Below are 21,507 nucleotides of genomic sequence, written 5' to 3'. Positions count from 1 at the left end.
CGCGTCGCCGGCTCAGAGGTTGGAGCCGGCGCCGCGCAGGTCGTCAACGAAGAGCCGGTAGGCATCCTCGCGTCCATCGCTGCGGTCGCGCAGCACGGCCGACGGATGCACCGTCGCCACCACGGCCGGCTCGGGGTCGACGTCAACGACGGAGGAGGGCAGCCGCAACTGCTGGCCGCGCTGGGCGGAGACCCGAAAGTCGTTGCCCAGCAAGGATTGTGCCGCGGTCGCGCCGAGGCACACGACGACGTGCGGCCGCACCGTCTCGATTTCGGCGATGAGCCAGGGCCGGCAGGCGACCACCTCGGTGCGTCCCGGCTTTTGGTGGATCCGCCGTTTGCCGCCCTTGCGGGTGAACTTGAAGTGCTTGACCGCGTTCGTCTCGTACGTCAGCGAGGGATCGATGCCGGCGTCTTCCAGGGCGCGCGCGAGCAGCCGCCCGGCCGGCCCGACGAAGGGCTCACCGGCGCGGTCCTCCTGGTCGCCCGGCTGCTCGCCCACCAGCATGATCGGTGCGCCGGGATGTCCGTGGCCGAACACCGTCTGGGTGGCGTCGGCGAAAAGCGGGCAGCCCCGGCAGTATTCGGCCGCGGCCCGAAGCGAATCCAGGCCCCGCTGCTCGGGCAGGTAATGCTCGGCCCCCGGTGCCTTGGTTGCGGTCATGGCGCTCCCTTGCCTACCCGGCGGGGCTGGGGCGCCCCCACCCAGGTCCTGCGGGGGCGCCCCATCGAGTCGTGCTAGCCCTTGCCGACGATGGCGTCGCGGGCCCGGTCGAGCATCGCCGCGAACGGTCCCGCGGCCAGGTTGGCCGCCTGCGACTCGACTCCGGCGTGCGGCCGGGTGGGCGCGATCGCCTCGGCGAGCTTGGCCGCGCGGCCCATCCGCTCGAGCTCGTCGCCGCTCAATTCCTGGCCCAGCTTGGAGAATTCGTCGTGCTCCTCGTGCTCGGCGTGCGCGACGACCGCGTCGCGCAGCTGAGTCAGCAGGCTGGTGAACTCCGCGCTGTCCACGTCGAGCTTCTCCAGCTTCTGCAGGACCGTCTTGGCCTCGTGCTCTTCGTGCAGTCGCTCGTCGACCACCGCGGCGCCGTCGGAAAGCTTCCGCTTGGCCCGCGGGTGCACGATTTCCTCCTCGGCGGTTTCGTGGACGGCGAGCAGTCGGCGCAGTTCGACGAACGCCTTTTCGCGTTCTTTGCCCGACGCCGCCAGGGTTTCGGCGAACAACGATTTGATCTGCTCGTGCTGACTGACAAGAAAGTCGACCACATCGGTGGGCGACGTGATGGCGCTCTGAGTGATGGCGCTCTGAGCCATGATGTCCTTCCCATTTGTTCCGCGCGCGGGCTGTTGCGCGCTTCTGTTCGGCTACCCGACGAATTCGGCGACCAAACGGTACGGCCGTGCACCAGTGGGTAGTTCCTCATCAAGTCGCGAACGAGGAGAACGATGGTGACAACCGGAATGCGCAGTCGGGCGGCGATCCTGGGCGCGCTGGTCGTGACGGCCGGCTGCGCGGCGCCGGGGGCGTCGCTGGAAAGCGCGCCGGACGTCGCCTTGTGGTCGGTCGCCGCGCCCCTGCGCGGGCCGGTGTGGTCGTATCGGACGCACGCCCTCGTCGCGCTCACCGGCGACCGCCGGCTGGCCGAGGTGACCGCCGGTGACCGCCCGGGCGACGCCAGGACGCGGCTGTCGGCGCCCGTGGCGGCCGGACGCAACCTGCAGATCAGCCAGCGGGACGACCGGATCGTGTTCGTGCCGCAGCCCGAGCGCGGCAGGGTCGCCGAGGTCGACCTCGAAAGCCTGCGCCAGATCGGCGATTTCGACGCCGGGCCCGCCCCGGCGTATCTGTCCGAGGACGCCGGGTTGCGCACGCTGCTCGCGCTGTCGGCGGACGGAACGACGGTGACACCGGTGGATCAGCACGGTGATCGCAAGCTACCCACCGCCCGGATCGCCGGCGATCCCGCGGACACCATCGACGGCGCCAATCGCGGCCGCGAGATCGATTACCACGCCTATGCGCCGTCCGGAATCCGCCATTACCAAGGCTCTTCGTCACCTCCGGCGGAGCGCGGGTCGTTGGGGATCGACGTCGCGGTGTCGGCGGGCGACGGCACCGCGGTGACGCGCAGCTACGTGGCCGGCCACGACGACGCCACGCTCTACGCCGTGGATTCCCGCCGGGGCGGGGAGGGGCTCACGGTGCTGGCCCGCACCCGGCTGCCGTCCCCGATCCGCGAGTTGGGCACCGACGACACCCGGATCTACGCCGCCACGGACCACGAGGTGGTGGTGCTGGAGACGGCGAGCTTCACCGGCTTCCCGGCGGGGACGATCCCGGTGGTCCGCGCGATCGGCTACCGGGCGGGGCTGCCGCCCGCGGCCCAATCCGCGCCCCTGTCGGGCATGGCGATCGGGCCCCACCGGGTGTACCTGACCCTCGCCGACGTGCCCTACGTGGTCAGCGTCGCCAAGCCGCGCCTCTGACGCCCGGGCTTCGGCTACATTTCGGGCAGGTTGGCCGGTAAGGAGGCGCTGGCGTGACCAACCCGCAGGACCCGTATTGGCAGAACCCCTATACCTACGACCCGCTCGGCCGGGTTCCGCCCGCGCCGTCGCCGGTGGAACCGCCGCCCGTCTTGGCGCCCCCGCCCGCGGTGCCCTATCGGCCGCCGGTCAACGTGCTGGCGACGCTGTCGCTGGTTTTCGCGTTCGTGTTCGCGCCCGTCGGGGCGGTCCTGGGCCACGCAGGACTGGCGCAAATCCGCCGCAGCGGGGAGCTCGGCCGGGACCGCGCCCGTGTCGGGCTGGCGCTGTCGTACGCGTTCATGACGCTCGCCGTGGTCGCCGTCGTCGCGTGGGCCACCTTGGGCGCGACCCCGTCCACCCAGACCGCCGCGCCCGCCACCACCTCCGGCGCGGCACCCCCGGCGCCCCCTGGTCCGGTCGCGCCGGACGCCCTGGCGGCGCTGCTGCCCGGCGCCGACGCCCTGCGCAACATCACGTCCGATCAAAATCTCGAGGCCGGCCAGACGTGGGACAGCCTGGGCCGATCCAGCGCGGAGGGGGCCATCGACCGGCCGGAATGCTGGGGCAGCATCGCGCCCGGAACGCCCGACGCCTACGCCGGTGCCGCCGTCACCGGATACCGCGCAGCGGAGTTCCGCGACTCGCGCAGCTTCCTGAAGTCCACCCAGGTGATCGAGGCGGTCGTGGCCTTCCACGACCCGGCCGCCGCCCGGGCACAGCTGGCGGCGTTGCTCTCGGGATGGCGCCAATGTGGCGGCTCGACCGTGACGCTCACACCCCGCAACGGGGAGTCGCTCACGTTTTCGGTCGGCGCACCCGCCGACGCCGGCAACGGCGTCACCACCCAGGATCTGACGCCCCGGGGAGTGCAGATCCGCTCGGCCCGCGTCATCGCGGCCAAGGCCAACGTGGTCGTCGACCTGATGGTGTCCTGCAGCGGCACGACGGACGGCGCTCAGCCGCGGCAGGGCGGCCTGGGCATCGCCACCTACGTGCTGGGCAAGCTGCCTGGCTAGGGTGGGCCTATGAGGTATGTCGACGTCGACGGAGTGGGCCGGGTCAGCCGGATCGGCCTGGGCACCTGGCAATTCGGGTCACGGGAGTGGGGCTACGGGGAGGGCTACGCCTCCGGCGCCGCGGGCGAGATCGTGCGCCGCGCCCTGGCTTTGGGGGTGACGCTCTTCGACACCGCCGAGGTCTACGGCCTGGGCAAGAGCGAGCGGATCCTGGGCGAGGCACTCGGCGACGAGCGCGCCAGCGTCGCCGTCGCCAGCAAGATCATGCCGGTGGCGCCGTTCCCCGCCGTGGTCAAGCAGCGGGAGGCCGCCAGCGCGCGGCGGCTGGGCGTCGACCGCATCCCGCTCTACCAGATTCACCAATCCAACCCGTTGGTTCCGGACACGGTGATCATGCCGGGCATGCGCGACCTACTCGACGCCGGCAAGATCGGCGCGGTCGGCGTCTCCAACTACTCGCTCGCGCGGTGGCGGAAGGCCGACGCCGCGCTCGGTCGGCCGGTCGTCAGCAACCAGGTGCACTTCTCGCTGGCCCACGCCGGGCCGCTGGAGGACCTGGTGCCCTTCGCCGAGCGGGAGAACCGCATCGTCATCGCCTACAGCCCGCTCGAGCAGGGGCTGCTCGGCGGCAAGTACGGCCTGGACAACCGGCCCGGGGGCATCCGGGCGCTGAACTCGCTGTTCGGCACCGAGAACCTGCGCCGGGTCGAGCCGCTGTTGCAGACGCTTCGCGACGTCGCGACCACCGTCGGCGCCAAGCCGGCCCAGGTCGCGCTGGCCTGGCTGATCAGTTATCCGGGTGTCGTCGCCATCCCCGGCGCGTCCAGCGTCGAGCAGCTCGAGTTCAACGTCGCCGCCGCCGACATCGACCTGCCCCCGGACGCCCGCGAGGCACTCACCGGGGCCGCCCGCGCCTTCCGGCCGACCTCGGCCGGGCGTTTCCTGACCGACCTGGTCCGCGAGAAGCTGGGCCGCTAGGACTGCGCGGAGTCGGCGAACGCGGCGGGGCTGGCCGGTGCGCCCCGGGCCACCACCACCGGCATCGAGGTCGCGGAGTTGGTCCGCAGGATGGTGTGCACGACGTCGATCAGGTCCTCGACGGGCATCAGCTTTCCCGGCATGCAGCCGCGGGACGCCCACAGCGGGACGGCCTTCATGGCGAGGTCCATGTCCCAGCCGATGTTCATGCCCGTCGCCGCGTCCCCCTCGCCGCCCGGGCACTCGCCGACGATGAAGGTGGTGAACCCGATGTCGGGATGCTCGGCCCGCCACGCGTCCACCATCCGCTCGAGGGCGGCCTTGCTGACGCCGTAGGCGCCCAGGCCCGGCCACGGCGGCCCGAAGGTGCCCGCGTCGGAGGACAGGTAAACCGCCTTACCGGCGGAGACCGTTAAGTGCGGCAGCGCCGCGGCGGTCACCAGCGCGGCGCCGATCACGTTGGTGTCGAAGATGCGCCGCCAGGTGGCGGCGTCGGTGTCGACCATGCGGACCAGCGGGCCGACGGCCGGGGTGTAGACGATGTTGTCGATGCCGCCGAGGGCGTCGGCGGCGGAGGCGATCGCCGACCGGCACGACGCCTCGTCGGTGACGTCGCATTCGATGGCGACCGCGCCCGGGCCGGCCTCCTTGGCCGCCGACTCGATGCGCTCGCGGCGCCGGGCCAGCAGCGCGACCTGATCGCCCCGCTCGGCGAGGCCGACACCGATGCAACGACCGAGCCCGCTGGAGGCGCCCACCACCACTGTCCTTGACATATTTGCCCTCTCTTGTAACGAGCTGCCGTCGGCAAAAACCTACCGGATAGCACCCGGCGCATGTCGATGGCTGGGCGGCCTAATTCCGGACGACGGTGTTCCGCTCCCCAAATTTGGCCTGGTACATGGCGGCGTCCGCCCGGGCGGTGACCGCGTCGACGGTATCGCCGGGAAGGGCAAGCGTGGCGCCGATGCTCAGAGTGGCGGAAATCGTATTGCCGGACACGCGGATGGGTTCGGCGGCCCGGCAGCGAATCTTCTCGGCGATCCGGGCGAGCTCGTCGATGTTGCGGACGCCGGGCAACAGGGCGAGGATTTCGTCGCCCCCGGTCCTGCCGACGGTGTCGCCACGGCGAACGCTTCCCCGAATCCGCGCTGCCACGGTCGCGAGCACGAAGTCCCCGATCCCGTGTCCCCAGGTGTCGTTGATTTCCTTGAAATGGTCCAGGTCGCAGAACAAGACGCCGACATAGGTCCCCGCCGGTTGCGGTTCCTCGAGCGCGGCGGCGAGCCGGCCGAGCGCCTCGGCACGGTTCACCAGGCCGGTCAGGGTATCGAACCGGGCGAGCCGTTCCAGTCGCTGCTCCGCCTTCACCTGCTCGTCGACGATGCGCACCGCGGCGATCATGCCGTCGGTGTTGCCGTCGGCGTCGACGTACGGTTTGCCGTGGCTCTCGACCCAATGGTATTGACCGTCGGCGGAGCGAATTCGGAACCGTTGCACGACCGATTCGCCGGCGGCGACCCTGCCCACAGCGTCGGCGACCGTCTCGATGTCCTGCGGATGGATGTGGCGGTTGAAACCTGGGCCGATCCACCCGTCCGGCGGGCGGCCCAGCGCGGCCTCCACGGACGGCGAGACCCATACGACCTCGTCACCGCGAAGGAGCACGACGATGTCCACCGCGTTGTCGGCGAGGATGCGGTAGCGCGCCTCGGCCTCGGCGCGCTCGGTGCTGGCCAGCTCCTTTTCGATCAGCAGTTTCTGCTCGTTCTGGATGAACACGAAGGTGATCACCCCGACGACGAGGGTGCCCAGCAGGATCGAGAAGGTCCACTCGGCGTGCGGTCCGACCCCGAGCCCCAGGAAGATCGGCCGTGATACCGCGACGACGACCGGAAGCGCGGCGAGCAGGCCGGCCAGCCGAAGCAGCGACTTCCGGTCGGGGCGGGCGAGCAGCCAGGCGACCGGGAACCGATCGGGGCGCGCCAGCGCCGTCGCCGCGGCGACCAGCAACAGCGCCGACGCCGTCATCAGTGCCTGGCCGGTCGAAGGCGAGGTGCCCACCAGCGCCAGCGCGTCGAAGAGGTAGGCCCCGACCGTGACGAACGGGATGGCCCCGCCGGCGGCGGTGCACGCGGGCCGGACCACGCGGGTGCCCCGATCCACTCGGATCAGGCCGGTGGCCGCCGCCAGGAACAGCGCCGACACGCCTGTCTGCGGGCTCGGCCGCCCCGGCCAGCTCCATCGTGACGCACGGACCGCGTCACCGAACCACACCTGGTCGAATCCGGACGACGGCCTGCCGGTGGCGTACTCCGCGAGCACGATCACGGCGAGGGCGCCCACGACCAGCGCCAGTCCTCGCCCGACCCACGCGCGCCCCCGCGAGGGGCTACCCGACTGGAGCAGAATCGCCGCACCCAGCCCCGCCAGCCACGCGCCCGTCCAGGGCATCATCTCCGGCCAGGTCGGGTGGATGCGGGTCAGCCGGTCAACACCCGTCGCCCAGCCCACCCACGTCATCGTGGCGAGGGCGAACACCAGCAGCAGGGCGATCCGCCGGCACCAGGCCACGTCGTTCAGGCACGCCTCGGGGCTCCGCCCGTCCATCGGCTGCCCCTTCCTTCCCCCAACGGCGCGCACCCGACAGTGTGCGCGGATCGACGGCCGATGCCCGAGGGCACAAGGTAATCAATCCATGGGCGAAAGGTCCCCCGGCCACCCGGGCGGGATCAGCCCCCGTCGGGGGCCTGCAGCACCACGGCCGTATGCGCATCCACGGTGAGCGTGCCCCCGCCGGGCACCTCCTCCGCGGGCGTCTCCTCGTCGGGGCCGGTGAACACCACGAGCTGCCAGGCGGCGCCGAATTCCTTTGGCGGCAACGTGAATTCGATCGGCTCGTAGTGGGCGTTGAAGCAGAGCAGAAAGGAGTCGTCGAGCACCCGCTGCCCCCGCGCATCGCGGTCGGGGATGCCGTGCCCGTTGAGGAACACCGCGACGGACTTCGCGAACCCCGCGCCCCAGTCCTCCTCGGTCATCTCGGTGCCCTCGGGGGTGAACCAGGCGATGTCCGGCAGCCCGTCCTGGCCGCGGCGGCCCAACGGCTTGCCGGAGAAGAACCGGCGCCGGCGGAAGACCGGATGGTTGGCGCGCAGCGCCGACACGACGCGGGTGAACTCCAGCAGGCCGTTGTCGGCCTTCGACCAGTCGATCCAGGTGATCTCGTTGTCCTGGCAGTACCCGTTGTTGTTTCCGTTCTGCGTGCGGCCCAGCTCGTCGCCGTGGCAGATCATCGGCACGCCCTGCGACAGGAGCAGCGTGGTGAGGAAGTTGCGCTGCTGGCGGGCGCGCAGCGCGTTGACACCCGGGTCGTCGGTGGGCCCCTCCGCGCCACAGTTCCACGACCGGTTGTGGCTTTCGCCGTCGTTGTTGCCCTCGCCGTTGGCCTCGTTGTGTTTCTCGTTGTAGGACACCAGGTCTCGCAGCGTGAACCCGTCGTGGGCGATGACGAAGTTGATCGACGCGACCGGGCGGCGCGCGGTGTGCTCGTAGAGGTCGGCCGATCCGGACAGCCGATAGGCGAACTCGTCGAGGGTCGACGGCTCACCGCGCCAGAAGTCCCGGACGGTGTCGCGGTACTTGCCGTTCCATTCCGTCCACTGCGGGGGGAAGTTGCCCACCTGGTAGCCACCCGGCCCGACGTCCCACGGCTCGGCGATCAGCTTGACCTGGCTGACCGTCGGATCCTGTTGCACCAGTTCGAAGAACGTGGCCAGCCGGTCGACGTCGTAGAACTCGCGGGCCAGCGTCGACGCGAGGTCGAAGCGGAAGCCGTCGACGTGCATCTCGGTCACCCAGTACCGCAACGAGTCCATGATCAGCTGCAGGGCGTGCGGGTGACCGACGTTGAGGCTGTTGCCGGTCCCCGTGTAGTCCATGTAGTACCGCTTGTCGTCGTCGACGAGCCGGTAGTAGGCGGCGTTGTCGATGCCGCGCATCGACAGCGTCGGGCCCATGTGGTTGCCCTCGGCCGTGTGGTTGTAGACGACGTCGAGGATCACCTCGATGCCGGCCTCGTGCAGCGCCCGCACCATGGCCTTGAATTCCTGCACCTGACCGCCGGGCGAGGTCGAGCTGGAGTACTTGAAGTCCGGCGCGAAGAACCCGATCGTGTTGTAACCCCAGTAATTCGACAGGCCCTTGTCCACCAGGGTGGAGTCGTTGGCAAAGTGGTGCACGGGCATCAGCTCGATCGCGGTGACGCCCAGGCTCTTGAGGTGCTCGATGATCACGGGGTGCGCCACGCCCGCGTAGGTTCCGCGCAACTGCTCGGGCAGGTCGGGGTGGGTCTGCGTCAGCCCCTTGACGTGCGCCTCGTAGATGACCGTGTCGGCGTACTGGTGGTCCGGCGGCCGGTCGTTGCCCCAGTCGAAGTAGGGGTTGATCACCACCGACTTGGGCATGAACGCGGCGGAGTCGTCGTCGTTGCGGCTGTCCGGGTCGCCGAAGTTGTAGCTGAACAGGGCCTGGTTCCACTCGAACGATCCGTCGATGGCCTTCGAATACGGGTCCACCAGCAGCTTGTTCGGGTTGCACCGCAAGCCGTTCGGCGGGTCGTACGGGCCGTGCACGCGGTAGCCGTAGCGCTGGCCGGGTTCGATGTTGGGGATGTAGGCGTGCCAGATGTAGCCGTCGATCTCGGGCAGCGGGACCCGGCTCTCGGTGCCCTCGGCGTCGAACAGGCACAGCTCCACCCGCTCCGCGACTTCGCTGAAGACGGCGAAATTGGTGCCCGCCCCGTCGTAGGTGGCGCCCAGGGGGTAGGCGCGGCCCGGCCACACCTCTCCGGTGGGCGTGGGGGCGATGGCTTCTGCGGATGTCATGGCGCAATCAATACCCTACCGGGGCCTCCCCCAAACGGTGGTTCGGAAGGCCTTGCAGCAAAACGATTTTCAGGGCCGTAACATGACCTTCACCGCCCCGTCCTGCTTCTTCTGGAAGATCTCGTAGGCGTGCGGGGCCTGGTCCAGGGGCAGCACGTGGGAGGCGAACGTGTCGACGCCCAGCGGGTCGTCGTCGGTCAGCAGCGGCATGATGTCGTCCACCCACCGCTTGACGTTGGCCTGGCCCATCCGCAGGGTCACCTGCTTGTCGAACAGCGTCAGCATCGGCAGGGGGTCGGCCATCCCGCCGTACACACCGATCAGCGATATCGTCCCACCGCGGCGGACGATGTCGATGGCGGAGTAGAGCGCGCTTAGCCGGTCCACGCCGGCGGTCTGCATCAGCCGCTTGCCGATGAAGTCCGGCAGCATGCCGGTGGCCTGCTGGGCGAACTTGGCCGCCGGGGATCCGTGCGCTTCCATGCCGACCGCGTCGATGACGGAGTCGGAACCCCGCCCGTCGGTCAGGTCCCGGATCGCGTCCCCCAGCGAGCAGTCGAGTCGCCCCAGGTCGATGGTGTGGATGCCCCGCTGCGCGGCGCGGCCCAGGCGCTCGGCCACCAGGTCGACCGCGATCACCCGATAGCCGAGGTGGTCGGCGATGCGCGCGGCCATGTCACCGATGGGGCCCAGGCCGAGCACGGTGACCGTCCCGCCGTCGGGGATGTCGGCGTAGGCCACCGCCTGCCAGGCGGTGGGCAGCACGTCGGACAGGTAGACGAATCGCGAATCCGGCGGGCCCACAGGGACTTTGATGTGGGTGAACTGCGCTTGCGGGACGCGCAGCAGTTCGGCTTGCCCGCCGGGGACCTCGCCGTAGAGCTCCGAGTAGCCGAATAGCGCAGCTCCCATGCCCTGCTCGCGCACCTGGGTGGTCTCGCACTGGGTGTAGAGCTGCTGGTCGCACATGTAGCAACTGCCGCAGGAGATTTGGAACGGGATGACCACCCGGTCGCCGACCCGCAGGTCACCGGTTTCGCCACCGACCTCGCGCACGATACCCATGGGTTCGTGACCGAGGATGTCCCCGGGTTTCATGAACGCCCCGAGAATCTCGTACAGGTGCAGGTCCGACCCGCAGATGTTGGTCGAGGTGACTTCGATGATGGCGTCGGAGGGCTTCTCGATCTTCGGGTCTGGAACCGACTCCACCCGCACATCGCGCTTCCCGTGCCACGTAACAGCCTTCATGCGCGTGGCACATACCCGCTCGGCGCGGGCCGAAACGCCGCGGCCCCTCGTCGCAGCGCGTCAGCGGTGCGGACGCTTGAGGGGATGCTCGTTGTCGATCAGCGACTTCGCGATGTCGGTGAGCCGGGTGTTGGATTTCTGCGACAGCCGGGTGAGCAGCTCGAAAGCCTCGACGGCGTCCAGATTGAACCGCTCCATGATGATTCCCTTGGCCTGACCGATCATGTCCCGCGACGCCAGGGCACTGCGAAATTGGTCTTGCCGGCGCAACATCGACCACGCCAGCGCGACGTGTGTGGCAAAGACGGCGCCCAACTCCACGGAGTCGTCGTGAAACGCGTACGGGGAGTCGGAGTAGAAGTTCAGCGCGGCCATCGTGCCGTGGCCCACGAACAATTCGTAGGACAGGATGGACCGGATCGGCGTCTGCTCGATCGCGTACCGCCGATACCGCGGCCATCGTTGGTCCTCGGCGAGGTCTTCGACGTGCATCAGGTGGTGCCGCCAGGCGGCATCCAGGCACGGTCCCTCGCCGTAGCGGTTCTGGATGGCGTCCAGCAGGATCGGGTAACGATGCGTCGCGGCCACGTTGATGACGGACTTGCTCCGCTCGGCCAGCGTGATGCCGGCGTACTGGCAACCCGCCACGTGCAGGACGCCGTTGTCGATGAGTTGATTCAGGCCCGCGGTGGTATTGCTTTCCCGGCGCTCGAGGCTGGACACCAGTTCGGCCAGCTGGGTGACCACCGCCGCACTGCCGTCTTGCACAGCACCCCCTTTCGATGGCCTGCCCTTTGGCGGCCCCCGGCAACGAATCCGCGCAGGCCGAGTGCCGAGGGCCACGCCTCGCTCATTCAAGCGTGCGAATGGAAATTCGGTGCGTCAACCCACAAAACGAAGTCTAGGTGCCAGAATACGAAGCGCAACCAAGCGGCGGCGCTCGGCGACCACCGTGCGAATAACCTTCACCAGGTTTGCCTGCACGTAACACGTTGGCATTGAACAGTTTTCGTCGCGGTCGTCGACGTTCGCGCGGCGACGCCCCGGATCTTCGCGGGACGCCGTCCTACACTCGGCTTGGTGACCTCAATCGTGATCGTTGGCAGCGGCTTCACCGGATTCACCTGCGCGCACCGTCTGGCACGCATTCTGCGGCGACGGCGCGAGCAGGTGGACATCACGATCATCTCCCCGGTGGATTACATGCTCTACACACCGTTGCTGCCGGACGTCGCCGGCGGGGTCGTGGACGCCCGCTTCGTCGCGGTCCCGCTGGCCAACAGCCTCAAGGGTGTGCACGCGGTACGCGGGCGCGTGGACGGCGTGGACTTCGATCGGCGGACGCTGACGTGGTGCGATCCCGAGGAACGCAACCACACCATGTCCTGGGACCGGCTGGTGCTCACGCCGGGTTCGGTGACGCGGTTGTTCGACGTGCCGGGGCTGGCAACCTGCGCGCGCGGGTTGAAGACCACCGCCGAGGCCCTTTACCTGCGAGACCATTTCGTGGAGCAGCTCGAGCTGGCCAACATCGAGGACGACCCGCGGGTGGCGGCGGCCCGGCGCACGGTCGTCGTGGTCGGCGCCTCCTATTCGGGCACCGAGCTGGTGGCGCAGCTGCGGGCGCTGGCCGACGCGGCGGCCAAGCAGATGCGGTTCGATCCCGCCGACGTCAAGTTCTTGCTCCTCGACCTGGCGGAGCAGGTGATGCCGGAAGTGGGCAAGAAACTGGGTGACGCCGCGCAGAAGGTACTTCGCCGGCGCGGCATCGACGTCCGGCTCGGCGTGACGCTCAAGGAGGCGCACGCCGATCACGTTGTGCTCAGCGATGATTCGCGCATCGAGACCCGCACGATCGCGTGGGTGACCGGTGTCACCGGTGCACCGCTGGTCCAGGAGCTGGGCTTGCCGACCGAGCGGGGCCGGCTCAAAGTCGGTGCGGATCTGCGCGTGCCGGAGCAGCCGGACGTGTTTGCGGCCGGTGACGCCGCCGCGGTTCCCGACCTGACCCAGCCCGGCAAGATCACGCCGCCGACCGCCCAGCACGCGACCCGGCAGGGCAAGGTGCTGGCCCGCAACGTGGCGGCCAGCCTCGGGTACGGCAGCCCCAAGGAGTACAAGCACCGCAATCTGGGTCTGGTGGTCGACCTGGGACCGTGGCAGGCGGTGGCCAACCCGCTGAACATCCACCTGTCCGGGCTGCCCGCGAAATTCGTCACCCGGTCCTATCACCTGTACGCGATTCCGCGGGGGGTCAACCGATGGGCGGTGTCACTGGCCTACCTGACGGACCTGCTGTTCGACCGGTCGGTGGTGTCCATCGGGCTGGCGTCCGAGGAGGACGCGCAATTCGCGGCCAGCGAGGGCATCCCCATGCCGAAGACCGGCTGAACCCCTCAGCCGGCCGCCTGCTGCGCCCTGGCGTAGGCGAGCTGCAGGAAGTCGGCGCCGGTCAACACGGTGAAGACGCCCGCCACCAGGCGGGTGAACCGCGGCGCGAACACCAGGCCGATCGCGAAGCCGGTCGCCACCCACATGTCCAGGCAGAACGGGCAGGTCAGCAACTCCCCCAGGCTGTGCCGAAGCGGGCTTTCGTCCCGAACCTCCTCCATGACCTCCGCCGGGCCGCCGCTGCCGGCGAAGCGGGTGAAGGGCGCCCGCAACGGGCTCGTCACCGCGTCCTTGGTCAGGGTGCGCGAGAGCTTGTGGGTGCCGAGGGTCACCGTGACCAGGTCCTGGATGCGCCAGCGCGTCGGCAACGTGCGCCCGGTGAGCAGCGCGGCCACGGTCGCGACCCCCACCACGGCGCCGTAGATCGCCAGCACCACGAGGTAGCCGCCCAGCGGCCGCGGCTCGTCGCCCCGGTACTCGTCCGCTTCGCGCCGCGCTTCGTCGACCACCTGGGCCTTGGCCTCCGCCACCTCTGCCATTGCCGCTCCTTCACTAGGGACAGCTGGCTGGGTACCCGATGTCGGTGAACGCAATCGGCGGACGGCGGGCGCCTCACGCGTCCTGGCGCGCGGACCCCCCGTTTTTCGCGGCCTTGCGCAGCGTCCGGTTGGTGGACTGCAGGTCGGTATTGGCCGCCGAGAGCGTCGCGTTGTGGTCCTCGAGCTCCAGGATCCGCGCGATGCCGGCCAGGTTGACGCCGGCGTCGACCAGCTCGCTGATGCGCTTGAGCCTGGTCAGGTCGTCGGCGCTGTAACGCCGCGTCCCTCCATCGCTTCGCGCCGGCGTGACCAGCCCGTACCGCTCGTACAGGCGCAACGACTGCACCGCGATGCCGGAAAGTTCGGCGGCCACCGAGATGCCGTATACGCCGTGATCGGGCGCCGGGGCGCCGAAATCGCTGCGTTGGTCGGTCATCACGCGTCTCCCCCAGAACTCACGGGCTCAGAAAATCTATCTATCACACTTGCGCCATTGTGTCGATAGTGCTATATCAAATCTATGTCATTGGACATAGGTAATTGCCAGACCACAGCCTAGATTGGAGTGAGAGGTGACCACCATGCTGATGCGTACCGATCCGTTCCGTGACCTCGACCGCTTCGCCCACCAAGTGTTCGGCACCGCCGCCCGGCCTGCGGTGATGCCGATGGACGCCTGGCGCCAGGGCGAGGAGTTCGTCGTCGAGTTCGACCTGCCCGGCATCAACGCCGACTCGCTCGACATCGACATCGAGCGCAACGTCGTGACCGTGCGGGCCGAGCGGCCTGCCCTGGACCCCAACCGGGAGATGCTCGCCACCGAGCGCCCCCGGGGCGTGTTCAGCCGGCAGCTGGTTCTCGGCGACAACCTCGACACCGACAAGATCGAGGCGTCCTACCGGGAAGGCGTTCTGCGCCTGCGTATTCCGGTGGCCGAACGTGCCAAGCCGCGCAAGATCACCGTCGGCCGGGGCGACACGCAGACGGCCATCGACGAGAACGCCTCGCACCGCGAGGTCATCAACGCCTGATCGCCCGGCTGGGCGGCGGCTCGATTCCGGGTAGCAGACACGGGCCGCCGCCCATCGCCGGCCCAACGGCAGGAAAGCCGGGTGCGAGATGAAGTGGGAACTCGACGGTCAAACGGTTGACGTCGAACGGGCGTTGGCCGGTGGCTCCGCGCAACCGGCCGGCTGGTTCCGCTTCTATTTCACCGATCAGCGCTGGGAGTGGTCGGAGCAGGTGCAGCGGATACACGGCTACGAGCCGGGCACCGTCACGCCCACCACCGAACTGGTGCTCTCGCACAAGCACCCGGACGATCGCGGCCAGGTCGCGGCCACCATCGACCAGATCGTGAACACCCGCCAGGCGTTCAGCACCCGCCACCGGATCGTCGACACCGGCGGCAACGTGCGCCACGTCGTCGTCGTGGGTGACCGGTTCTTCGACGACGACGGGGATGTGGCCGGCACGCACGGGTTCTACATCGACGTCTCCCCGGCGACCGGACGGCCGGATGAGGAGCTGGTCAGCGCCAGGCTGGCCGAGATCAACGAGAACCGGGCCGGCATCGAACAGGCCAAGGGCATGCTGATGCTGGTCTACGGCATCGACGCCAACGCGGCCTTCGAGTTGCTCAAATGGCTTTCGCAGGAGGCCAATATCAAGCTGCGGCCGCTTGCCGAGCAGATCGCCGAGGACTTCCGCGGCGCCGGAGGGCGCCTCGACGCCCGATCGGAATTCGACCATCTGTTGTTGACCGCGCACGAGCGCGCCGCCCAACGCAGCCGGTCATGACGACTTGCGGCGCCTCTTGCGGGCGGCCGCCAACAGTTGCGCCATGCCCTCCTCGATGCCGGCGGCGAGCGCATCGATGTCGGGTGCGGTGTCGTAATCGGCGGTGATGCCGAAAACGAACGTGTCGGCGTAGCTGAGCATCGCGACGCCGGTGCGCACCTGTAGGGCGATCGGCGGGATCGGCAACAACTCCAGCACCCGGCGGCCCATCAGCCGCTGCCGGCTCCGTGGACCGGGCACGTTGGTCGCCAACGCCACCACCGCCCGCTGGGGTATCCGCGAGAGCAGGCGAATGGCCCACGCGGACAGCGCGAATGGGGTGCGCTTGGCCGCCACCACCATTGCGCTGCCACCCTCGCTCTGCCCGCTGGCTTTGGCGTGGCTGAGTCGATCGTGCACCAGCTTGAGCTGCCGCACCGGGTCCTCCTCGTCGACCGGCAACAACGGCAGCATTGCCGACACCCGGTTGCCCGCGACGTTGAAGTGGTCCACGGCGCGGACCGAAACCGGCACGAGGGTGCGCAGCGAGTCGCGGCCCGGGCGCTCCCCGCGCGCCAGCAAGACACCGCGGTAACTGTTGGTGATCGCCGCCAGCGCGACGTCATTCAGCGTGACCCCGAAGGCCCGGGCCACCTTGTGCATGTCGGTCAACCGGGCGCGGGCCGCGCTGTACCGCCGCATCGTGGTCACCGGCCCGTGCAGCGACGAATCGGGGGCGGGATGCAGCAGCCCCGCCGCGAGCTCGGCCGCGCCGATCGCCGCGTGTTCCGCCGCGGTCACCGCAGCGAACGCGCTGCGGCCGATACCGCTCGCCCAGCTCAACGGGTTGAGGTTCACCTTGGCGGGCCCCGACCGGGCCGACAACCTGGCAGCGCCGACGTCGGCGGCGAACGTGTCGCCGTCGCCGTCGTCGCTGAACTTCGACAGCAGCTGCGTGGTGGCGATGCCGTCGGCGATGCAGTGGTGAATCTTGGTCAGCACCGCCCATCGATTTCGGCTGAGCCCCTCGATGATCCAGCACTCCCACAGCGGGCGCTCGCGATCGAGCCGGCGCTCCATCAGCGACGCGATCAACTCGAACAGCTCCGCGTCACCACCGGGATGTGGCAGCGCGATGCGGTGCAGATGGCGCGCGAGGTCGAAGTGCGGGTCATCCACCCAGTTCGGCGGGCGCAGGTCGAGCGGATGGGTCCGCAGCACCTGCCGGCACCGCGGGATCGTCGCGACCCGTTCGGCGAACGACGCGAAGAACTCCTCGTACGTCGGGGCCGGCCCCTCCACGATCGACACCCCGCCGACCGCGAGGCTCACGTGCGGATCGGAATCCTCGACCTCCAGGAAACCGGCATCCAGGGCGGTCAATTGCTCCATGGTGCTACTTTCCGCGCCGCAATGCGCTGCTGGCAGGGCCGTAAGTCCCCAAGTACTGAGGCCAAACGGCGGCTGTGGCCTCGTGCCCCCGGGCATATCGTGAGGCGGGTGACGGGAGATCAATTGAGCAGCGAGGCAGATGCTTTCGCCGCCCGCCCCGGCCTCACCGCGCCGCCCGCCCTTCTGCACGCGCGGCCGCGCATGGGCTCGGCCCGCGACCGCCGCCCGGTCCACGCCTGCCGCATCGACGAAGCGCACTGATGCAACCCACCGAAGGAAGAACACCATGAGCGATTTCACCTACGTCCGCTTCTTCGAAGAGATCGGCATCTCCGACGTCCCGCTCGTCGGCGGGAAGAACGCCTCGCTCGGCGAGATGTTCCAGAAGCTCACCGGACAGGGCGTGCGGGTCCCGCATGGGTTCGCGATCACCGCCGAGGCCTACCGGCACATGCTGGACAGCGCCGGCGCCTGGGACGCGCTGCACGCCGCGCTCGACGACCTCGACCCCGACGACGTCACCGCGCTGGCCCGCAAGGGCAAGCGGGCCCGCGAAATCGTCTACGGCGCAGGGCTTCCCCCGGAACTCGCCGCCGAGATCACCGCCGCCTACCGGCAGCTGCAGGAGGAATACGGCGAAGACGTCAGCCTGGCCGTGCGCAGCTCGGCGACCGCCGAAGACCTGCCGACCGCCAGCTTCGCCGGCCAGCAGGAGACCTTCCTCAACATCAAGGGCACCGAGAGCCTGCTGGACGCCTGCCGCCGGTGTTTCGCGAGCCTGTTCACCGACCGGGCCATCCACTACCGGATCGACCAGGACTTCGACCACTTCAAGGTGGCGCTGTCGATCGGCGTCATGAAGATGGTGCGCTCCGACCTCGCCTCGTCCGGGGTGATGTTCACCCTGGACACCGAATCCGGCTTCCACGACGTCGTATTCATCACCGGCGCCTACGGGCTCGGCGAGAACGTGGTCCAGGGCGCCGTCGACCCCGACGAGTTCTACGTGCACAAGCCGACGTATCAGGCCGGCCACCGGGCGGTGCTGCGCCGGCTGATCGGGGACAAGGCGGTCAAGATGATCTTCGTCGAGGGCGAGACGAAGAACACCACGCGCAACATCCCCACGCCGAAGGCCGACCGGGCCCGGTTCTGCGTCACCGACGACGACGTCCTCGAGCTGGCCGGCTACGCCTGCGCCATCGAGGGCCACTACGGGCGGCCGATGGACATCGAATGGGCCAAGGACGGTCTCGACGGGCGGATCTACATCGTCCAGGCGCGCCCCGAAACCGCGGCCTCCCAGCGCAGCCAGACGATGATCGAAAGCTACGTGCTCGAGGGCAAGGGCGCCGAACGCAAGGAGGTGCTCGCCGAGGGCCGCTCGGTCGGCGAGAAGGTCGCCACGGGCATCGCCAGGCGGATGGACAACCTCGGGAAGCTGTCGGAGTTCCAGCCCGGCGACGTGCTGGTCGCCGACATCACCACGCCCGACTGGGAACCGATCATGAAGATCGCGGCGGCCATCGTCACCAACCGCGGCGGGCGCACCTGCCACGCGGCGATCATCGCCCGCGAGCTCGGCATTCCCGCCGTCGTCGGCGCGGGGAACGCCACCACGACCGTGCCCGACGGCGAGCTCGTCACGGTGTCGTGCGTGGAGGGCGACACGGGGCGGGTCTACCGCGGCGAGTTGGGCTTTCGCGTCGACCACACCGAGCTGTCCGATCAGGAGCGCCCGCAGACCGAGATCATGCTCAACCTCGGCAACCCGGACCTGGCGTTCAAGACGTCGTTCCTGCCGAACGACGGCGTGGGACTGGCCCGGATGGAGTTCATCATCAACGAGTACATCCGGGTGCACCCGCTGGCCCTGCTCCACCCCGACCGGGTGGACGACCCCGAGGCCCGGCGTACGATCGACACGCTGACTTACGCCTATTCCGACGGCGCCGAATTCTTCGTCGAGCGCCTGTCGGAAGGGATCGGCACCATCGCCGCCGCCTTCTGGCCCAAACCCGTCGTCGTGCGGATGTCGGACTTCAAGACCAACGAGTACGCCAGCCTGGTCGGCGGCAGCGGCTTCGAAGCGGCCGAGAGCAACCCGATGATCGGCTTCCGCGGCGCCTCGCGCTACGCGCACCCGGCCTATGCCGAGGGATTCGCGCTGGAGTGCCGGGCGATGAAGCGGGTGCGCGAACAGATGGGGCTGACCAACGTCGTGCTGATGGTGCCGTTCGTGCGCCGGGTGGCCGAGGCGGACCTGGTCCTGGCCGAGATGGCCAAACACGGTCTGCGCCGCGGGGAGAACGGGCTCAAGGTGTACGCGATGTGCGAGATCCCCAACAACGTCATCCTCATCGACGAGTTCGCCAAGCGCTTCGACGGGTTCTCCATCGGATCCAACGACCTCACCCAGCTGACCCTCGGGGTCGACCGGGACAGCGAGATCGTGGCCTTCGACTACGACGAACGCGACGCGGGAGTCAAGGAGATGATCCGTCTGGCCGTGGAGGGCTGCCGCCGCAACGGGATTCACTCCGGGTTGTGCGGTCAGGCGCCGTCGGACTACCCCGACATGGCCGAGTTCCTGGTTCGCTGCGGCATCGACTCGATCAGCCTGAACCCCGACGTGGTGGTCAAGACCACCCGGCAGATCCTGGACCTCGAGCGTGCGGTGCAACGGCCGAGCGTCGCGCCAGCGTGACGCTGGAGCGCGAGTGTCACGCCAGCGTGGCGCTTGAGGCGTCCCGCGGTGGCTGGCGATAGAGGGCGGCGCCGGCGACGACGTCGGCCCCGGCCGCGACGAACAGGACCCGCGCTCCCGACGGCAACCGCTCGGCCCGCGCTCCGAACGCGGCGGCCAGGGCGGCGGTGTGCATGCGTTCGTCGTCGGCGACGCTGATCTCCTCGACCGGCACGCCCAGCCGGGCGCCCAGCGCGGCGCGGTATCCGGGACGGGCGGGGGCGGCGACAATCGCGTCGACGTCGGACAGGCGCACCGATTGCTCGGCAAGGCACGCCGACACCGCCCGACCGGCCGCCGCGGCGAACCGCTCGTCCATCGCCGCCGACTCGGAAAACCGCAGGACGTTGCGCGAGTCGGCGAAACCAACTGTAGCGCTGAAGGTTTCGTCACCATTTTCGCTCTGGTCGTTCACCCAGGACACCCGGCTGAGGCCGTAGTCGCCGTCGGACCAACCACACAGCATCGCCGCGCCGGCGCCCGAGAATCCGAAGTGCTCGCTCATCCCGTGGCCGGGGTCGGCGTCGCTGGCGACCACCAGCGCGCGCCGGATGGCGCGGCTGCGCATGAAGCCGTCGACGATCTGCAGCGCAGTCAGGAGCCCGCACGTGCCGTTGGCGATGTCGAAGGAGAACGTGCCGTGGGCGCCTGCGTGCGGATCCTCCGGGTTGGCGCCGATGTCGTCCTGGATCAGCGCGGCGAGCGCCGGCTCACCGAGGTTGCGGTCGCGGTAAATGCCTGCGTTGATGACGAGGTCGAGGTCTTTCGCCTCGCATCCGGCCCGCTTCAGGCAGTCCTTGGCGGCGACGACGGCCAGGTGCAACGCGCTGTGGCGCCCGCGCAGCCGCGGGTGCGAGACGTCGATCCGATCAATCACCGTGCCCATAGCGGCTCACCACATCCTCGTCCAGGGTCAACAAGACCACACCGATTTCAAGCCCGGAGGCCAACGCCAGCAACGCGATTCGCTCTCCCGGCTTGATTCGCCCGGCCTCGAGTTCCTCGACGAGCGCCACCGTGTGGGTCGTCGAGGCGGTGTTACCGTAGCGGTCGACGGTGATCACCGCGTCGTGGCGCGGGCTGTCGCCGAACACTTCCGACATCCGGGCCATTCCCTTGCGGATCGCGCGCGCGGACGTCTGGTGGGTGATGACGTGATCGATGTCGTGGATCGAAAGGCCAACGGTGTCAAGCACTTCGCTCAGCAGCAGCGGAGTGTTGGCTATCGCGGCCTTCTGGATGGCGCGGGAGTTGGTGAACATGCGCGCGCCCGGGTCGTCGCCCTGCGGATACGCCAGGCAGAGCCGGCTGTAGTCGGCCACGGTGGTGAAGCCCGCCAGCGCGATGCCGGCCGAACCGGCCGGCGCCCGCTCCAGCAGCAGCGCCGCGCCGGCATCGCCCAGGGTCAGGCAGGCCAGCTCCTTGCTCATGATGTTGCGGATGTGCCGGGCGGCATTGTTGGAGAGCTGCGAGATGTACTCACCGCTGACGACGAGCCCGCGCTCGACGACGCCCTGGCGAATCCAGTTGTTCAAGATCGTTACGCCCGTGAGCATTCCGGCGCACGCGTTGGACACGTCGAACGTCATCGCGTTCACCGCCCCGATCCCGCGCGCCACGGCGCTGCTCATGGTCGGCTCGAGCCACTGGGTCAGCCCGTCGCGGAACTTGGTGATGCTGCAGCTGATCACCACGTCCAGCGCCGCCGGATCCTGCTGCGCGGTGGCCAGGCAGTTCAGCGCCGCCGAACTGGCCAGGGTGTAGGAATCCTCATCGCCCACCGACACCCGGCGTTCGCGGATCCCGGTCAGCCGTTCCAGGTCGATGTGGGTGCGGTGGCGGGTGGATGCCATCAGCTCGTCGGTCGTCAGGTGGGTGCCGGGCAGATGCCGGCCCGCGCCCGCGACTCGCGCGACGAAGGGAGCCTCACCGCCCTCCCCGTTCGTTTCCATCACCAGCCAGTGCCGAGTCATCGATGACACCTCCTTGGCTTCGTCCTTGCGG

General features: G+C 69.2%; 20 protein-coding genes. 8 read left to right on the top strand and 12 right to left on the bottom strand.

Going from position 1 to position 21,507, the window contains the following annotated elements; all coding sequences use genetic code 11:
• Positions 1 to 12: 12 nt before the first annotated feature.
• Positions 13 to 663, bottom strand: coding sequence for a UdgX family uracil-DNA binding protein (locus tag A5691_RS11220; protein WP_068015175.1), 651 nt, complete (start codon positions 661 to 663; stop codon positions 13 to 15).
• A 74-nt stretch (positions 664 to 737) separates the two neighbouring features.
• On the bottom strand, positions 738 to 1,313 hold the full coding sequence (locus A5691_RS11215) for a hemerythrin domain-containing protein (protein WP_068015172.1): 576 nt from the start codon (positions 1,311 to 1,313) through the stop codon (positions 738 to 740).
• 132 nt (positions 1,314 to 1,445) lie between these two features.
• Between A5691_RS11215 and A5691_RS11210 the strand changes: the two genes are divergently transcribed.
• From A5691_RS11210 to A5691_RS11200, 3 genes are read left to right on the top strand one after another with little or no spacing between them, the layout of a single operon-like run.
• Positions 1,446 to 2,486 carry a hypothetical protein gene (locus A5691_RS11210; protein ID WP_068015169.1) on the top strand — a complete coding sequence of 347 codons (1,041 nt, stop codon included), beginning with the start codon at positions 1,446 to 1,448 and terminating at the stop codon, positions 2,484 to 2,486.
• A 53-nt stretch (positions 2,487 to 2,539) separates the two neighbouring features.
• Complete coding sequence (locus A5691_RS11205) at positions 2,540 to 3,544, top strand: sensor domain-containing protein (RefSeq protein WP_067887201.1); 1,005 nt, start codon at positions 2,540 to 2,542, stop codon at positions 3,542 to 3,544.
• A gap of 9 nt (positions 3,545 to 3,553) precedes the next feature.
• On the top strand, positions 3,554 to 4,522 hold the full coding sequence (locus tag A5691_RS11200) for an aldo/keto reductase (RefSeq protein ID WP_068015165.1): 969 nt from the start codon (positions 3,554 to 3,556) through the stop codon (positions 4,520 to 4,522).
• On the opposite strand, the gene A5691_RS11195 is transcribed toward A5691_RS11200, so the two are convergent.
• From A5691_RS11195 to A5691_RS11175, 5 genes are all read right to left on the bottom strand, one after another.
• On the bottom strand, positions 4,519 to 5,286 hold the full coding sequence (locus tag A5691_RS11195; RefSeq protein ID WP_082950251.1) for an SDR family oxidoreductase: 768 nt from the start codon (positions 5,284 to 5,286) through the stop codon (positions 4,519 to 4,521). The genes A5691_RS11200 and A5691_RS11195 overlap by 4 nt on opposite strands.
• A 91-nt stretch (positions 5,287 to 5,377) precedes the next feature.
• Positions 5,378 to 7,132 (bottom strand): sensor domain-containing diguanylate cyclase, encoded by a 1,755-nt coding sequence (locus tag A5691_RS11190; RefSeq protein WP_068015163.1) that lies wholly within the window; start codon positions 7,130 to 7,132, stop codon positions 5,378 to 5,380.
• Positions 7,133 to 7,254: 122 nt separating this feature from the next.
• Positions 7,255 to 9,405 carry a glycogen debranching protein GlgX gene (gene glgX, locus A5691_RS11185; protein WP_067761106.1) on the bottom strand — a complete coding sequence of 717 codons (2,151 nt, stop codon included), beginning with the start codon at positions 9,403 to 9,405 and terminating at the stop codon, positions 7,255 to 7,257.
• A gap of 69 nt (positions 9,406 to 9,474) precedes the next feature.
• The gene (locus tag A5691_RS11180; RefSeq protein WP_067761108.1) at positions 9,475 to 10,656 is read right to left on the bottom strand and encodes a zinc-dependent alcohol dehydrogenase; all 1,182 of its coding nucleotides are present in this window, start codon (positions 10,654 to 10,656) and stop codon (positions 9,475 to 9,477) included.
• Between the two features lie 60 nt (positions 10,657 to 10,716).
• Positions 10,717 to 11,424, bottom strand: coding sequence for a GAF and ANTAR domain-containing protein (locus tag A5691_RS11175; RefSeq protein WP_067761110.1), 708 nt, complete (start codon positions 11,422 to 11,424; stop codon positions 10,717 to 10,719).
• Positions 11,425 to 11,736: 312 nt separating this feature from the next.
• Between A5691_RS11175 and A5691_RS11170 the strand changes: the two genes are divergently transcribed.
• The gene (locus A5691_RS11170; protein WP_067761174.1) at positions 11,737 to 13,047 is read left to right on the top strand and encodes an NAD(P)/FAD-dependent oxidoreductase; all 1,311 of its coding nucleotides are present in this window, start codon (positions 11,737 to 11,739) and stop codon (positions 13,045 to 13,047) included.
• Positions 13,048 to 13,052: 5 nt separating this feature from the next.
• On the opposite strand, the gene A5691_RS11165 is transcribed toward A5691_RS11170, so the two are convergent.
• Both A5691_RS11165 and A5691_RS11160 read right to left on the bottom strand, forming a co-directional pair.
• On the bottom strand, positions 13,053 to 13,586 hold the full coding sequence (locus A5691_RS11165) for a DUF1360 domain-containing protein (RefSeq protein WP_067761114.1): 534 nt from the start codon (positions 13,584 to 13,586) through the stop codon (positions 13,053 to 13,055).
• Between the two features lie 73 nt (positions 13,587 to 13,659).
• The gene (locus A5691_RS11160; RefSeq protein WP_067761115.1) at positions 13,660 to 14,022 is read right to left on the bottom strand and encodes a helix-turn-helix transcriptional regulator; all 363 of its coding nucleotides are present in this window, start codon (positions 14,020 to 14,022) and stop codon (positions 13,660 to 13,662) included.
• A gap of 145 nt (positions 14,023 to 14,167) precedes the next feature.
• Between A5691_RS11160 and A5691_RS11155 the strand changes: the two genes are divergently transcribed.
• On the top strand, positions 14,168 to 14,617 hold the full coding sequence (locus tag A5691_RS11155; RefSeq protein WP_067761176.1) for an Hsp20/alpha crystallin family protein: 450 nt from the start codon (positions 14,168 to 14,170) through the stop codon (positions 14,615 to 14,617).
• An 88-nt stretch (positions 14,618 to 14,705) separates the two neighbouring features.
• Positions 14,706 to 15,386: a PAS and ANTAR domain-containing protein gene (locus tag A5691_RS11150; RefSeq protein ID WP_067761117.1), complete on the top strand. Its 681-nt coding sequence runs from the start codon at positions 14,706 to 14,708 to the stop codon at positions 15,384 to 15,386.
• Here A5691_RS11150 and A5691_RS11145 read toward each other — a convergent pair.
• Positions 15,381 to 16,757 carry a wax ester/triacylglycerol synthase family O-acyltransferase gene (locus A5691_RS11145; RefSeq protein ID WP_067761119.1) on the bottom strand — a complete coding sequence of 459 codons (1,377 nt, stop codon included), beginning with the start codon at positions 16,755 to 16,757 and terminating at the stop codon, positions 15,381 to 15,383. The genes A5691_RS11150 and A5691_RS11145 overlap by 6 nt on opposite strands.
• Before the next feature lie 108 nt (positions 16,758 to 16,865).
• Between A5691_RS11145 and A5691_RS27960 the strand changes: the two genes are divergently transcribed.
• Positions 16,866 to 17,018, top strand: a complete 153-nt coding sequence (locus A5691_RS27960; RefSeq protein WP_156670279.1) for a hypothetical protein — start codon at positions 16,866 to 16,868, stop codon at positions 17,016 to 17,018.
• 25 nt (positions 17,019 to 17,043) lie between these two features.
• Positions 17,044 to 19,464 (top strand): phosphoenolpyruvate synthase, encoded by a 2,421-nt coding sequence (ppsA, locus tag A5691_RS11140; protein WP_068015160.1) that lies wholly within the window; start codon positions 17,044 to 17,046, stop codon positions 19,462 to 19,464.
• 16 nt (positions 19,465 to 19,480) lie between these two features.
• Here ppsA and A5691_RS11135 read toward each other — a convergent pair whose 3' ends face one another.
• The gene (locus A5691_RS11135; RefSeq protein ID WP_068015156.1) at positions 19,481 to 20,389 is read right to left on the bottom strand and encodes a 3-oxoacyl-ACP synthase; all 909 of its coding nucleotides are present in this window, start codon (positions 20,387 to 20,389) and stop codon (positions 19,481 to 19,483) included.
• Positions 20,373 to 21,476, bottom strand: coding sequence for a 3-oxoacyl-ACP synthase III family protein (locus A5691_RS11130; protein ID WP_067761178.1), 1,104 nt, complete (start codon positions 21,474 to 21,476; stop codon positions 20,373 to 20,375). The genes A5691_RS11135 and A5691_RS11130 overlap by 17 nt, the downstream gene beginning before the upstream one ends.
• Positions 21,477 to 21,507 lie beyond the last annotated feature (31 nt).

The sequence above is a fragment of the Mycobacterium sp. E183 genome (assembly GCF_001667735.1).
Lineage (GTDB): Bacteria > Actinomycetota > Actinomycetes > Mycobacteriales > Mycobacteriaceae > Mycobacterium.
The sequence above is the reverse complement of the archived record's forward strand: the minus strand, read 5'-3'. Positions and strand labels throughout refer to the sequence as shown.